We start from the raw sequence: 14,602 nt of genomic DNA, 5'->3' as shown, positions 1-14,602 counted from the left end.
TTAACCATAATTTGGCTGTTCCCATCTATACTGCTCTCAAACTGATTTCGTTTATTCGGCAGACAGACATTATCATGAGCCTGTTATCCTCTTTCGAGCCTTCATCCAACCTGGCATCCCTGGAGCCTGTTGAGCAAAGACTCTGCAATCTGTTGGGACAAAGCCGCATTCAGCTGGCTCAAAACTGGTCACAGGCAATTCTGGCTTGCCTTTTGGAAAGCGGAGTTGGCTCTGAAAACGAGGTCATAATCCCTGCATTGGCTCCCGCATCGTTAGCGGAAGCAATCATTCTTGTAGGGGCAAAACCCGTTTTTGTCGATGTGGAATCGGACAGTCTGCTCGCTAGCCATCGTGCCATCGAACGCGCTGTAACCGATAATACCAAAGCTGTGATCGTCAGTCATCTTTATGGTCAAATCTTTGACAGTGCTGATCTGTACGCCAAACTACGAGATCATAAGATCACACTTATCGAAGATGGATCTGATGCATTTCTGACGCTTGCGGTCAATCAATCTGCGGCACAAGAAAATGCTCGACATTGCGACTATCTGATCACTTGCCCTCCCCAATCACGTGAATTGGAAGCCAAGTTTCCAACCTTAATTCTCTCCCAGCATGAGGACAAAATGGAGCGACTGGCTCGCTGGGCGAGAAGAGATGATCAGGATCACTGGATTGACTTGCACCTTGGTTCAGGTGTCCTGCTTGGCCTGCTGGGCTCCCTTGATGAAGCTGGCACAACACCACTTGCTGCAATGCTTGATGATCTTTCCCACCAGCAACGAAGACTGGAGAGGCAGATCTCGACATATCAAGCAGCATTTCGACAAGCGCCCCTTCGCATGCTAAAGCCGAGGAAGTCAAACAGTCTTGGGCAAACTTCCATGCCTGTCCATGTTCCCCCACCTATGCGAAGCGAGTGCTTTGATGAATTGCGCTCATCGGGATTTGCGGTTTTCCAGACCTATCGCAGTCTTCCGGAACTATCATACTTCCATAAACGCTTTGATTCTCTTCCTTGCCCCAATGCGCGGCGGTGGACGATGGGAGCATTTGGTTTACCCACAGGGTTTCTGATGTCCTCTCGAGAACAAAATTTGCTGATGGATCATATGAAGGCCGAGTTGTTCCCTAAAATTCTTGACCAGCTGTTCAATTAAGCATTAACACTTTTATCAATGTTAAAACTAGTGATAGATGAATAACTTCAAGTTTTTGCAATGCTTTAGATGAGATGCATCTTACATGCATCAAAAACTATTAGCGTGTTCAAACCTCATCAATTCTACTCATTTTTAAAAATCTTCCACATTTTACTTCCACTCTATTATATTTTTTATTTTTGAATTTTTAGCTCAACTACACCAATTCTATAATTCCCATGCTCTGGTCATTGCAGTCCAAGAAATTTCTAGATAAAGTTATTAAATATATTTTACACTTTTAAATTGCAGGGAGAGCTTAACCCATGGGCCGACCAAAAAAATTTGATCAGGAAACCGTTCTCTTGTCTGCTGAAAACTGTTTCTGGTCGCAGGGCATTCATCGCACATCCATCAGTTCACTGGTAGAAAGCATGAATATCCAACGATCCAGCTTCTATAATAGCTTCTCATCCCGTGAATATGTCTTATCTCTGATCCTTCAGCGCTATTGGAAGCATTCACCAATAGGCAAGATGGAACAGAATGTTTCCTCAGCTCAGGCTCTGGACTATCTGGCTCGCTTCTTTACTGAATTCTGCTATTTTCTTGCCCAGAATGCCAAAGGACGTGGCTGCCTGTTCTTTAATAGCATGAGTGAACTGAGCGCGGAGGACGGTCAGATTTATGAAATTTTCCATGACCGCTATCTTAATCTGATTGAAGGATTGGATCACCACTGGCAAGCATTATTAGATAACACCAATGTCAGAATCACCAACAAGGATGATGCCATTCAGCACATGATTGTTACGCTTTTTGGTATCAATCAGTATTCCAAAATGGATCAGACTCCGAGGCGACTTGTTCAACTAACAGCTATGTCTCTTCATTCCCTCAGCCCCGAACTCTCAAGAGTGATCGAGACGATGGGACGGGAAACGCAAGATAGTGCATCCGATCTGATCTGGCTTGATGTATCCGAAGAAACAAAAGCGATTGCCTAAGTCATTTCCGAGGCTTTAGCTCAAACATTCTTCTGTCCACAACGTCACCACTCATTCCGCTTCGAATTACGTTCGGAATTATGGACAGGTCTCTAAAGTCTCTTGCAATATGAGGCGCATTTTCGCAGTCTGTTCTCATGATTTGACAGACTGCGGATTTGCTTGTTTGACCACCGTCACATGCCTTGATCCGCTCTTTTTCCGGCAGGTAACGTATATGGATTGGTCCACTCAGCAAGATAATGCCCTTCAGGCTGTTTCTGACTGGATTAAAGAGGGTGAACCGCAGATTTTTCGCCTGTTTGGTTATGCAGGCACCGGCAAGACCACTTTAGCCAAACATTTGGCTGAGCATGTGGATGGAGAAGTTCTGTTTGGTGCCTTTACCGGCAAAGCTGCCCAGGTTCTGCGCCAAAAGGGTTGCTACGGGGCCAGTACCATTCACGCGATGATCTATCGACCTGATGATAAGGAAAGCGAAGAGGATGTTCCGGCCTTTGTCATCAATCGCGATAGCCCGGCTCACGATGCTGATCTGATCGTTATTGATGAATGTTCCATGGTGGATGAAGTTCTTGGTTCAGATCTTCTCTCCTTTGGCAAACCCGTTCTGGTTTTGGGCGACCCGGCCCAGCTTCCTCCTGTTTCAGGTGGTGGTTTCTTTACCGAGGCCGAGCCAGATGTCATGCTGACCGAGATTCACCGACAAGCAGAGGACAATCCCATTATCCGTCTGGCGCAGGATGTGCGCGAAGGCAAGGATATCGACTTTGGTGATTTTGGCTCGGTGAAAGTCATCTCAAAACGTCAATTGGATACAGATGATGTGCTGGAAGCTGATCAGGTTCTGGTCGGCAGAAACAAGACACGGCACAATTACAACAAGCGCCTGCGCGAGCTGCGTGCTTTTGAGGGCGACTATCCCCTGGTTGGCGACAAGCTGGTTTGCCTTCGTAACAATCATCAGAAGGGCTTGCTCAATGGTGGCATCTGGATCGTCGACAAGATTACATCTCGCACTGGCAAAGAAATCAAATTGCGGGTTTCCCCAGAAGGTGGTCATGAACTATCTGGTCGAGTGAAACTGAAATTGCCCAAGGCTTTGTTTGAAGAGCATGAAGGCGAGTTGCCATGGTCTGTTCGCAAGCGTGGTGACAGCTTTGACTATGGTTACGCGCTGACCGTGCATAAAGCACAGGGGTCGCAATGGGACAAAGTCATGCTGTTTGATGAAAGCTGGGCTTTTCGTGAGCATCGCCAGCGCTGGCTCTATACAGGCGTAACCCGAGCAGCTGAAGAACTGACCATTGTGCGCTAGAGCATTGTTTCCAAACATATACTTTTCGAAAACCGCACACCCTTTTCAGTAACACGCTCAAAAAACTGTTCCAATTTTCAATTTTCCATCTTTTCCTCTGCCCTCACGACTGTTATGGGGAGGGCCGTTCAGATGATCTGAACAACCGGTCGCAGCCTACCCGGTTTGCTAAAACAAGGAACCCTGACATGAAAGTCCTCGTTGTCTGCTCTGGCGGACTGGACTCCGTTTCGCTTGCCCATAAAGTGGCTGCGGAACAGGAGCTTGTTGGCCTGATCTCCTTTGATTATGGCCAGCGTCACAAATGTGAGCTTGATTATGCCGAGCAATGCGCCAAACGACTTGGCGTCCCTTTCGATCTCATTGACATGAGTGCAATGGGAAAACATTTGAGCGGCTCTGCCCTCACTGATGATATTGATGTGCCCGAAGGGCATTATGAAGAAGGCAGCATGAAGACAACTGTGGTGCCCAACCGCAATGCCATCATGCTGTCTATTGCTTTCGGCATTGCAGCTGCAAAGGGCGCCGATGCGGTCGCCACTGCAGTGCATGGTGGAGATCACTTCATCTATCCCGACTGCCGTCCCGATTTCGTGCAAGCCTTCGAAGATATGCAAAAGAAAGCCTTGGACGGATATGCCAGCGTTTCGCTCTATTCTCCGTTCGTACATAAGCCAAAATCCGCCATTGTCACAGAAGGGGCGAAGTACGAAACGCCCTTTGAACTGACCTGGTCTTGTTACAAGGGTGGTGATGCACATTGTGGGCGATGCGGCACCTGTGTAGAGCGACGGGAAGCCTTCTTTGTCGCCGGAATTGAAGATCCAACCGAATATCTCGACGCGGATTTCTGGAAATCGGCTTTGGATGCAGCCCCCAAGCAGGAGACATCCGCCTGATGTTTCGCATCACAAAAGAGTTTCATTTTTCGGCAAGCCATCAACTTTGTGGTCTGCCGGATGATCATCCATGCGCGCGACTGCATGGTCATAACTATATTGCCGAGATCGAGCTATCCTCTCCTGATCACAATGAACATGGCTTTGTGCTGGATTATCGTGAGCTCTCACCCCTGAAGGCCTATATCGATGACCATCTGGATCATCGGCATCTCAATGATGTACTCGGCCATGACATGGTGACATCCGAGCTGCTCGCCAAGCATCTTTTTGATTGGGCAAAAGCGCGCTGGCCTCAAGTCAGCGCCATGCGCGTTAGCGAGACACCAAAGACATGGGCAGAATATCGTCCTGTCATCAGCAATGGTGATGACGCATGAGCAAGATTCGTGTCTCCGAAATCTTCGGTCCTACCATTCAAGGTGAAGGCGCTCTGATTGGGGAACCAACCGTTTTTGTGCGTACTGGTGGCTGCGATTATCGTTGTTCCTGGTGTGACAGTTTGCATGCAGTGGATTCGGACTATCGCGCTGATTGGTTACCAATGGACGCATATGAGATTTTCGAGAAAATCATTAAGCTCTCCAAGGGAAAACCTTTGACCGTATCTCTGTCTGGGGGGAATCCGGCGATCCAAGATTTTGGTCCATTAATTGAAATGGGCAAGAAGCAAGGCTATCGCTTCGCTTTGGAGACCCAAGGCTCCATCACCCAAGACTGGTTCAAAGATCTCGATCTTCTGATCCTAAGCCCGAAGCCACCTTCCTCTGATCAGGTTGTGGATTGGGATGCATTTGAAGCCTGTGTGAGGGCAGCCCAGCAAGCCAGAACAGCAATGAAAATCGTCATCTTTGATGATGAGGATTATCGCTGGGCCAAAGGCGTTGCGGATCGCTATTCATCCCTGCCTCTCTACATTCAGCCCGGCAACCACACACCTCCTCCACCGGATGAACCGGACGCTCGCATCGACATGCAGGGTATACTGGACCGGATGGAATGGCTCGTTGACAAGACATTGAATGATGGCTGGTTCGCCCCGCGCATTCTACCCCAATTGCATGTGCTGCTCTGGGGTAACAAACGTGGCGTTTAGACCGGAAATTTCATGAAGGAATACATCATGTCCAATCAGGATATTTATAAAAACCTCACCCAGTTGGGCAGCGAGACAAAGTTGCCGGACAATCCCGAAGACGCCATACTCGAGAAGGTACCCAATCCGCAATCCGACATTGATTACGCAGTTCGCTTCACTGCCCCCGAATTCACGTCCCTTTGCCCGCTTACCAGCCAGCCTGATTTCGCTCATCTGGTGATTGATTACATCCCGGGAGATTGGTTGGTGGAAAGCAAGTCTCTGAAACTGTTCCTGGGATCTTTCCGCAATCACGGAGCCTTCCATGAAGATTGCACGGTCTCCATCGGGCGTCGGTTGGAAGAATTACTGGATCCCAAATGGCTTCGAATCGGCGGCTATTGGTATCCACGCGGTGGCATTCCAATTGATGTTTTCTATCAGACTGCAGATGCGCCCGATCATGTCTGGATCCCACCACAAGACGTTCCGACCTATCGCGGACGTGGTTAGAGATTGAGCGCGGGCTTGGGAATTCAGGCACCAAAGGCACTAGGGACCGTCATACCGGCGGACCCGAGATCACCTATTCCACTATCATTGGCACGGCGGTTGACGACCTCACGCGGAGCTGGCCCGTAATAGGTATCAGTACGTACAAATGGGCGGTCCATGGAGACTGCAGCCAGAATACGCAGATACATATCTTTCGCAGAAAATGGCTTGCGCAAAAACTCATGCACGCCCAATTGCTTGGCTTCAACAATGCGGTGTTTTTCCGCAAAGGAGGAGATCATGATAATGGGCACGGTACCCATGGAGTGATTAGGATTTCTAACCAGACGCACCAATTCCGGCCCATCCAGAATGGGTAAGACCCAATCTATGATGAGCAGATCAGGGGAAAGCTGTTCCAGCTTTTCCAGACCAACGCCCCCATCTTCTGCTTCAAAGATCTCTCTGACACCCAACCCTTGAAGGATGGTGCGAATGATTGTGCGCATATAGGGACTGTCTTCAATCACCAGCACCCTCAAAGCTGACAGGACTGTGACCGACATAATTGTTCTTCCTTCTCATCCTCACAAGGTCCCGACAGTTTGTTGCACTTCTTGGTCGGGGGTAATCCTTGAGACTTTTGGACATGATGCATAGTTTACCGGTCAGTCTATGCAGGAAAGCCTTTATGAATCTTTACGATCCCATCAATTAGTTAGTAACAACTCATTAACCTTTTTGAGGCTGTCCAAAGATGAAAATACAAGAGAACAAAGAATTGGCGTTCCTTTTCCTGCTCGGTTATGTTTAATCATGGCCTGCACTCGACCGCTCTTTGGCCGCAACTGAACGTGAATTGCCTTGTCATTACAAATTTGTAAGGCGGCGCGGAATTGACAAACCTCAATGCAACGGACCAAAGTGCAAGGCAGAGTGGCCATGAAAAACGGGACAGGACCTTGACCCCAGCTCCCATATTTTTGGCTTAGCACTCAGGACCTTTCGGTATCCTGACCGGACCTTATAAAAACAGCGGATGCCCAAAATGAAGTACCATGAGATCTTCGAAAATGCTCTTGCTTCTTTGAAAACCGAGAAGCGCTACCGTATTTTTGCCGACTTGGAACGGCAGGCGGGCAAATTTCCACGTGCGATCTGGCGTGCCGAAAATGGATTGGAACGGGAAATTCTTGTGTGGTGTTCCAATGACTATCTTGGCATGGGACAGCATCCGGATGTGATCAAGGCCATGACTGACACGGCCCAGAAGATGGGATCCGGTGCTGGCGGCACACGCAATATCTCCGGAACCAATCGTCCATTGGTAGAACTGGAAGCCGAACTTGCGGATCTGCATCAAAAAGAGGCCGCTCTGGCTTTCACCTCCGGCTTCGTTTCCAATGAGGCTGCAATTTCTACCATTGCCAAATTGCTACCAAACTGCCTGATCCTGTCTGACGCGTTGAACCATGCTTCCATGATTGCTGGTGTGAAGAACTCCGGCATGCAAAAGCAGGTCTGGCGTCATAATGATCTCGAACATCTGGAAGAATTGCTCAAGGCTGCCGGGAACGACCGCGCCAAGCTGATCGTGTTTGAATCCGTGTATAGCATGGATGGTGATATCGCTCCGATTGAGCAAATTGCCGATCTGGCCGACAAATATAATGCGATGACTTATATCGATGAAGTTCATGCGGTTGGCATGTATGGGGAACGCGGCGCTGGTATCTGCGAACGTGAAGGCCTGATGGATCGTATTGATGTGATTGAAGGCACTCTGGCCAAAGCTTATGGCACACTTGGTGGTTATATCACCGGCAAGGCTTGCATCATTGACGCGGTACGCTCTTATGCGCCAGGTTTCATCTTCACCACTGCAATGCCCCCTGCCATCGCAGCTGCCGCAAGCACGTCTGTTCGCCATCTGAAAAACAGTAAAACCGAGCGTGAAGGTCAGCAGCGTCAGGCAGCCAGCACCAAGAAGAAACTCTCAGAGGCTGGTCTTCCTGTCATGCCATCTGAAACCCATATCGTACCAATATTCGTTGGCGACCCGGATCTCTGCAAAAAAGCCAGCGACATGTTGCTTGAAGAGCATGGCATCTATATCCAGCCCATCAACTATCCTACCGTTCCACGGGGTACTGAACGTCTGCGGATCACACCGACCCCATTCCATGAGGATGCTCTGATTGATGACCTGGTAGACGCTCTCAACGACGTTTGGGCTCGACTGGGCCTGTCCTTCATTGCTCCGGGCGCAGTGTATGACATCAACAAGCAGCCAGAGCAACAGGTTTTCGAAGCTGCTGGCGGCTAGGCTTTATTATCCGATCAACAGACCAAAAGCCCTCGCCCTCCTTCAGGAGGCCGGGGGTTTCTTTTTGTCTTTTCCTGAAGCTGTGCTTACCTTACAAGGAGGGCATTGACTGCACACCATCCGGAAACAATCAGGAGCCCGAGTATGAGCATTGCCACAGCCGGAGAGCGATTTATCGGAGATTGGGTTCTGGAAGTGGACAGATGCCATTATGAGCAAGGCTCCCCACCTCGCTCCGGCAGTTATCGCATCGAGCGAGAGGGCGAGGAACTGGTCTTTCATATGAAGTGGGTCGATGTGGAAGGCGAGATTTTCAATCTCAGTTTTCGCGGCATTCCCGATGGGGAACCTCGCCCCTATAGCGGTGGCGAGCTGGCTGATCATCTCAGCCTTGATGCGCCTTCTCCTACCAAGCTCAATAGTTCGGCCTATCTGAAAGGTGTTGAGCTGATGATTGCCACACGCACATTGGTAGACGGCGGCAAGCACATGGTGTTGACGCAAACCATCATTCTGCCGGATGGTTCCAAGCCAACCAACAGCTCTCGCTATCGCCGCAAGATTTAGTGAGAGCTCGCCCTTACCGCTCTGCCAATGCCAACCGAACTGCAAGGCCGATGAATATGACACTTGCAAATCGATTCATGATTTGCTGCATGGAAGGGGACTTGCGCATTTTTGCACCCAGGAATCCCGCACTCCAGGCAATGGAGAAGAAGACTGCCAGCCCTGCCACAATGAAAACAAGGCCCAACTCGATCAACTGATAGCTCAATAGGCCACGCGATGGATCCGCAAACTGGGGCAGAAAGGCCATGAAGAAGATGGCTATTTTGGGATTGGTGATATTCATCACGATACCACGCAGGTAAAGTTTTTTGAAACTTGGTCCATTTTGCTTAGCTTGCCCTGAAGGCAGTTCGCTTGCCCCGGCTCTCCATGCGCCCCATGCCAAATAGATCAAATAGGCAGCGCCAATTGTCTTCAACAGTGTGAAAGCCATCTCTGACGTTTGAAAGATCACCGCGACACCCAGCGCCACAGCCAAGGTGTGAACGATCAAGCCGGTACATAGGCCCAATGTGACCACAATACCCGACAAGCGGCCATAGAGAGCTGATTGGGTCAGTACGAAGATATTATCGGGTCCTGGTGCAAAGCCCAGAGCAACAGCAGTCATAAAAAACAGGACGAGCGTATCGATGGGCAGCAGCATCAAGCGTCTTTCTTATCAGTTTTGTCCGCAGCTGGCTCAGATTTGCTTTCAACAGCATTGATTTTCGCCTGCTCTTCCGGTGACAGATCGTCGTCAAGCAGAATGCGGTAAGCTGCCCCCTCGACATCCTCATATTGGTTGTCTCGCAGGGACCACAAAAATGCTATCAGTCCCAACAGGCCCAGGCCCAGAGCAACGGGAATCAACAATAGCAGGGAAGACATGGTCTTGTCCTTTCAAGCAAAAGGGCGCTAGCCCAACTTTGGTTGCTGGTCGGCATAGGCCTCATCGGCTGCCAAATTATCGGCAAACCATTTATCTGATCTGGCACGCGCACGCAGGGCGTTAATCGTGACGACCAGTGACGAACCGGACATGGCCAATGCTGCGATCAATGGCGTTACAAAACCGGCAACTGCAAATGGCACTGCAATAATGTTATATAGAGTAGCCAACGCCAAATTCTGTTCCATGATTTTGCGCGCGCGGGCACCAATGTCCAAAGCATGCAGCACCGGCTCCAGCTTCTCGCCAAGGAAAAGGGCATCGGAGGCAGCCTGACTGACATGAGCAGCCGTTACCGGCGACAATGAGACATGAGCAGCGGCCAAGGCTGGCGCATCATTGATGCCATCACCGACCATCAAGACGGTCTTGCCATTCTCTTTCAGTTTTTCAATGAAAGCAATTTTCTCGGTTGGATCAATGCCAGCTTCGAACCGCTCAACATCCAATTGGTGCGCCATTGCTTCAACTGCGGCTGGCTGATCGCCCGAGAGAATGATGATTTCGCGTCCTGACTCTTGAAGCTTTGAGACGACATGTTTTGCATCACTCCGCAATTGCTGTGACAGGGCAAAGACGGATGGCTCCTCCCCTTCTCGGGAAAATGCGATCAAGGAAGCGAGAGGGTAGTCAGCACTCACAGATTTGGCTAGTTCCTGCGCACCGCAGAAGGAGGGAGATCCGAGACGAATGGTCTTGCCATTCCCATCTTGCGCGACCAGGCCTTTACCTTTTTCCTCGACCACATCTGCAATCGGCTCAATCTTACGATCCAATGCAGCCAGTGCAGTGGACAAAGGATGGCTGGATGTTTTGGCCAACGCGATTGCGAGATTAATATGATCGGGATTGCAATCTTCTCTATTGGCGATGCCCGGCATGGGACGTGTCAGAGTGCCAGTCTTATCGAAGACAATGGTATCAACCTTGGACAGCCGCTCCAATGCGTCTGAGCGGTTCAGCAGAACCTGATTACGGAAAAGCGATCCTGATGCAACGACTTGCACCGCTGGAATGGCCAATCCCAAGGCGCAGGGGCAGGTGATGATTAGCACGGAAATAGAGATCACCAATGATGGTTGCCAACCAATCCCCCAGAGCCACCAGCCAGTGAAAGTTGCTGCAGCTGCGGTATGAACGATTGGCGCATAAAGCTCAGCTGCCCGGTCTGCCAACTGACGATGGCGAGATTTTGCCTCCATCGCGTCATCGATCAGACGATTGACCTCATCCAGCAAGGTACCCTTGGCAGCAGCAGTCACCTTGATGGTCAGTGCCCCCTCACCATTCAGAGTACCTGCATAAACGCTGTCGCCTTTTTCAACGTCTATCAGCGTGGTTTCACCGGTTACAAGGCTTTGATCAACTTGAGAATTGCCTTCCAGGACGGATCCATCAACGCTCACCCTCTCGCCGGGACGTACCAATACTCGGTCGCCCGCTTCGATCTTGGAAAGCGGCACTTCCCGCAAAGCACCATCCTCAAACAACTTCATAGCTGTCTCAGCTTTCAAGGCGGTAAGGTTTTCGGCGAAGGCACGGGTTTTGACTCGCATCATCTGATCCAGCCAACGGCCAATCAGCAGGAAGAAAAGCAGCATCAAGGCCGATTCAAAATAGACCTCTTTTTCATGCTGAGCGGTTTGCAAAATGGACAGAAGCAAAGCGAGAATGACACCGATCGAGATCGGTACATCCATATTCAGATGCCCTTTGCGCAATACCCTCCATGCTGAACTGAAAAAAGGAATGCCAGCATAGGCGGCAGCCGGCAGTGCTATCAGGGCAGATAACCAGTGAAAGAAATCTCTCGTCTCGGCAGAGATATCCGAGACATTCCCGGACCACACGGAAATGGATAGCAACATCACATTCATTGCGGCAAATCCGGCAACAGCCAGTGCCCGCAAAATACGGGAATTTTCTTTTTTCTCTTCGTTTTTTACCGCTGCTGGATCAAATGGATGGGCACCATATCCGAGATCTGCCAGACGTTCCAGCAGGATTGAAGGATCGAGCTGTTCGGGATCCCAGACAACGGACAGGCGATGAGAAGACAGGTTGACTCGCGCCCGTTCAACACCCTCCAAATCTGTTAATCCGCGTTCGATACGGGTCATGCATGCAGGGCAATAGATGCCTTCAACGGCCAGAGCAATTTGCTCATTGCCATTGGGCAATTCTTCCGAGAAAGCGCTCCAGTCACGTTCTACTTGTTGCATCAAAGCATTTTCCTGACAGATCGATTGGCTTGGGTCACTATTCCAGTGTCGTCTGCCCAACAGATTTGAACTTGAGCACGTCTTTCTCGAAAGCTTCAAGCTTGACCCGCCAACGGCCTGAATCAAGAGAACCCAGCGATGTCATATAAATGCCATCGCCCTTTTCTGTCAGATCCAGTTTATGGTCCTGCGCTTCGGTGATTGGGCGACCAACTTCGGCCTTGATCAAAAGACCGTTCAGAGCATTTCCGAGCTTGTCTTTGGCTTCGATGACCAGAAGCACATCACCTGCGGAACGCTTGAGTTGCGCATCGATATGCCATGCACGCAACTGCTGTTCTTTCGCCTCGGCCAGTTTCTGATCATAAATCTGGCCTTCCTTGTAGGAGCTCTCAACTTCCACGCCTGGCCAGGAAATATTGGCATAATAGACGAAAAAACCATTGGCGATGAACATCACACCAAAGAAGCCGAGCACCCACATCAGGACATGTTTGCCAGTCAATTCCTTTTGAGGTTTTTGCTGTTGATTTGCCATGCTTTTCTTTCCTTGGCACTTCTGCCTTTTGGACCGTTTATGCTGGCCTTTCATACCGATTTTCGTCGATCAGGAAAAGTCTTTTCGCACATTTGGACCGCTGGCATTTCCTAAATTCTTTGTAACGATCACTGCATCATCAGCAAGGATCTGGCTCCTTGTGTCTGAGCGCTCTCCAATCTGAAAAATGATGCTGCTTTCAGGAACACACTCTACTGGATCGTCGACTGGATACCTCCAATCAAAAAAGCCGACTGTGAAACAAACAGTCGGCTTTTGGTCGTTTTGATTGTTGATTATGGCGCCTTGAAGTAATCGCTCACATTCTCGGCCTCACCGGTTTCCGGATCCTTGACACGGAACACCAATGGATCGGATTTCGAAAGTTTCTCCCCCTTTGGTGCGAAGACTTGAACACGAAGCTCTTTGGTAATATCCGCGTCTATCGGAACGATCATCTTTTGAGGATCTTCAGATTTAACCCCGACAGCTTTCATGAGGAATCCTTCCGGTGCACCTTCCAGGGAAAGCTCGAAATTCTTCGGAGTGGTTGCCTTGTTGATCAGGCGGATGGTGTAACCATTCCGAATGGAACCATCGGACAGAGCGACATAGAGCGGATTTCGATCATGCAATACATTGAGATCAACCAATTGGCGGTTGATCAATGTACCGAGCATCAATGCGCAGATACCGAGGATCATTGTAACATAGATGATGGTACGAGGACGCACGAATTTGTAGATCGAGTCTTTGCCTTCCAGATGGCGCTGAATATTGATATCGGTATCATAATCAACCAAGCCGCGTGGCTTGCCGATTTTCTTCATCACCGCATCACAGGCATCGATACAAAGACCGCACTGAATACAAGACAATTGTGCCCCATCGCGAATATCAATTCCGGTTGGACAGACCGCGACACATTGCCCGCAATCAACGCAATCCCCCGCTGGTAGCCCTTCCTTTGCACGCTGCTTCATTCGTTTCAATGAACCGCGCGGTTCACCACGGTCGGTACGGTAGGTGACATTCAATGCCCATTCGTCGGTCAAGGCAGCCTGAATACGTGGCCATGGACACATATAGACGCAAACTTGTTCGCGCATATGGCCTGCCAACACATAAGTGGTTGCCGTCAGTATGCCGATCCAAACATAAGCCACCATAGGTGCTTCGCCAAAGGCCAGTTCCTTGACCAGTGTCGGAGCGTCGGCAAAATACAGAACCCAAGCCCCGCCAGTCCACCAGGCTATCATCAGCCAAACTATATGTTTGGCGATTTTCTGGCCAACACGTTTGGCCGTCATTGGCTTGCTTTGGTTTTTCAGCTGGACACGACGATCTCCTTCGATCCATCGTTCAACCATGAAGAACAAGTCGGTCCAGACAGTCTGGGGGCACATATAGCCACACCACACGCGACCCGCCAGTGCGTTCATCAAGAACAACATGATCGAAGCGAGAATGAGCAAGCCAGTCAGATAATAAACTTCCTGTGGCCAAATCTCGATGAAAAAGAAATAGAAACGACGCGCTGGAAAATCAATCAACACGGCCTGGTCCGGAGCACCAGGACCTCTGTCCCATCGGATGAATGGAGTGAAATAGTAAAATCCCAGTGCTACCGCCATAAAGGCCCATTTGATGGAGCGGAAAGTACCGCTCACACTTTGGGGGAAAACCTTTTTGGCCTTCTCATACAGCGGTTGATGGTCGCCCGCGCTGGTCCCTTGGGCATCAGCCTTCATAACACTTCTCCTCGAAGCAACTTATCTTCAAGTGAGTTCTGATCCAAAAAGTCGTCCTACTTTTCAGGAACCCACTCTTTCTTGAAGCGAGCTCTGATCCGAAAAGTCGTCCAACTTTTCGGGAACACGCCGCAATAACCGGCATATAATTTACCAGTATTCTGGTTCATGTATAATGAGGCAATTCGTCCATTCCTATGACATAGATTAAATCTGTTCGAATTAATGCAAGTTTCCAGGGGAAATACCGAGACATATTGTCGCTCATCATAGCATATGTCGGCAATTGGTCGCAAACGACTTGCCCAGCCATACTGAT

At 49.7% G+C, this 14,602-nt stretch carries 15 protein-coding genes; 9 read left to right on the top strand and 6 right to left on the bottom strand.

Annotation, left to right across the window (positions count from 1 at the left end; all coding sequences use genetic code 11):
* The first annotated feature begins 74 nt into the window (after positions 1-74).
* The 7 genes from CRO57_RS00260 (at position 75) to queF (ending at position 5,963) form a co-directional block, all read left to right on the top strand.
* Positions 75-1,163 carry a DegT/DnrJ/EryC1/StrS family aminotransferase gene (locus CRO57_RS00260; RefSeq protein WP_097151422.1) on the top strand — a complete coding sequence of 363 codons (1,089 nt, stop codon included), beginning with the start codon at positions 75-77 and terminating at the stop codon, positions 1,161-1,163.
* Positions 1,164-1,471: 308 nt separating this feature from the next.
* On the top strand, positions 1,472-2,152 hold the full coding sequence (locus tag CRO57_RS00255) for a TetR/AcrR family transcriptional regulator (protein ID WP_097151421.1): 681 nt from the start codon (positions 1,472-1,474) through the stop codon (positions 2,150-2,152).
* 217 nt (positions 2,153-2,369) lie between these two features.
* A complete protein-coding gene (locus CRO57_RS00250; RefSeq protein WP_097151420.1) occupies positions 2,370-3,470 on the top strand; it encodes an ATP-dependent DNA helicase in 1,101 nt (366 codons plus the stop codon).
* A 188-nt stretch (positions 3,471-3,658) separates the two neighbouring features.
* Complete coding sequence (gene queC / locus CRO57_RS00245) at positions 3,659-4,372, top strand: 7-cyano-7-deazaguanine synthase QueC (RefSeq protein ID WP_097151419.1); 714 nt, start codon at positions 3,659-3,661, stop codon at positions 4,370-4,372.
* On the top strand, positions 4,372-4,752 hold the full coding sequence (locus CRO57_RS00240; RefSeq protein WP_097151418.1) for a 6-pyruvoyl trahydropterin synthase family protein: 381 nt from the start codon (positions 4,372-4,374) through the stop codon (positions 4,750-4,752). Before queC ends, CRO57_RS00240 begins: the two co-directional genes overlap by 1 nt.
* On the top strand, positions 4,749-5,468 hold the full coding sequence (gene queE, locus CRO57_RS00235) for a 7-carboxy-7-deazaguanine synthase QueE (RefSeq protein ID WP_097151417.1): 720 nt from the start codon (positions 4,749-4,751) through the stop codon (positions 5,466-5,468). The genes CRO57_RS00240 and queE overlap by 4 nt, the downstream gene beginning before the upstream one ends.
* A gap of 27 nt (positions 5,469-5,495) precedes the next feature.
* A complete protein-coding gene (gene queF / locus CRO57_RS00230; protein ID WP_097153105.1) occupies positions 5,496-5,963 on the top strand; it encodes a preQ(1) synthase in 468 nt (155 codons plus the stop codon).
* Positions 5,964-5,986: 23 nt separating this feature from the next.
* Here the strand turns inward: queF and CRO57_RS00225 are convergent, their stop codons facing one another.
* Entirely contained in the window at positions 5,987-6,511 is a 525-nt protein-coding gene (locus tag CRO57_RS00225; RefSeq protein ID WP_097151416.1) for a response regulator, read from the bottom strand.
* 482 nt (positions 6,512-6,993) lie between these two features.
* Between CRO57_RS00225 and hemA the strand changes: the two genes are divergently transcribed.
* Together hemA and CRO57_RS00215 are read left to right on the top strand one after the other, a co-directional pair.
* Positions 6,994-8,271: a 5-aminolevulinate synthase gene (gene hemA, locus CRO57_RS00220; RefSeq protein ID WP_097153104.1), complete on the top strand. Its 1,278-nt coding sequence runs from the start codon at positions 6,994-6,996 to the stop codon at positions 8,269-8,271.
* A gap of 144 nt (positions 8,272-8,415) precedes the next feature.
* Complete coding sequence (locus CRO57_RS00215) at positions 8,416-8,838, top strand: hypothetical protein (protein ID WP_097151415.1); 423 nt, start codon at positions 8,416-8,418, stop codon at positions 8,836-8,838.
* Between the two features lie 13 nt (positions 8,839-8,851).
* On the opposite strand, the gene CRO57_RS00210 is transcribed toward CRO57_RS00215, so the two are convergent.
* The 5 genes from CRO57_RS00210 to ccoG form a co-directional block, all read right to left on the bottom strand.
* Positions 8,852-9,487, bottom strand: a complete 636-nt coding sequence (locus CRO57_RS00210) for a LysE family translocator (RefSeq protein WP_097151414.1) — start codon at positions 9,485-9,487, stop codon at positions 8,852-8,854.
* Positions 9,487-9,711 (bottom strand): cbb3-type cytochrome oxidase assembly protein CcoS, encoded by a 225-nt coding sequence (gene ccoS / locus CRO57_RS00205; RefSeq protein ID WP_097151413.1) that lies wholly within the window; start codon positions 9,709-9,711, stop codon positions 9,487-9,489. The genes CRO57_RS00210 and ccoS overlap by 1 nt, the downstream gene beginning before the upstream one ends.
* A gap of 27 nt (positions 9,712-9,738) precedes the next feature.
* Positions 9,739-11,994 (bottom strand): heavy metal translocating P-type ATPase, encoded by a 2,256-nt coding sequence (locus CRO57_RS00200; protein WP_097151412.1) that lies wholly within the window; start codon positions 11,992-11,994, stop codon positions 9,739-9,741.
* A 37-nt stretch (positions 11,995-12,031) separates the two neighbouring features.
* Positions 12,032-12,532, bottom strand: a complete 501-nt coding sequence (locus CRO57_RS00195; protein WP_170955876.1) for a FixH family protein — start codon at positions 12,530-12,532, stop codon at positions 12,032-12,034.
* A gap of 296 nt (positions 12,533-12,828) precedes the next feature.
* Positions 12,829-14,283 (bottom strand): cytochrome c oxidase accessory protein CcoG, encoded by a 1,455-nt coding sequence (gene ccoG / locus CRO57_RS00190; protein ID WP_097151410.1) that lies wholly within the window; start codon positions 14,281-14,283, stop codon positions 12,829-12,831.
* Positions 14,284-14,602: the final 319 nt, after the last annotated feature.

Source organism: Cohaesibacter gelatinilyticus (genome assembly GCF_900215605.1).
Classification (GTDB): Bacteria; Pseudomonadota; Alphaproteobacteria; order Rhizobiales; family Cohaesibacteraceae; genus Cohaesibacter; species Cohaesibacter gelatinilyticus.
Note: the sequence above shows the minus strand (reverse complement) of the source record. Positions and strands in the feature narration are given on the sequence as shown.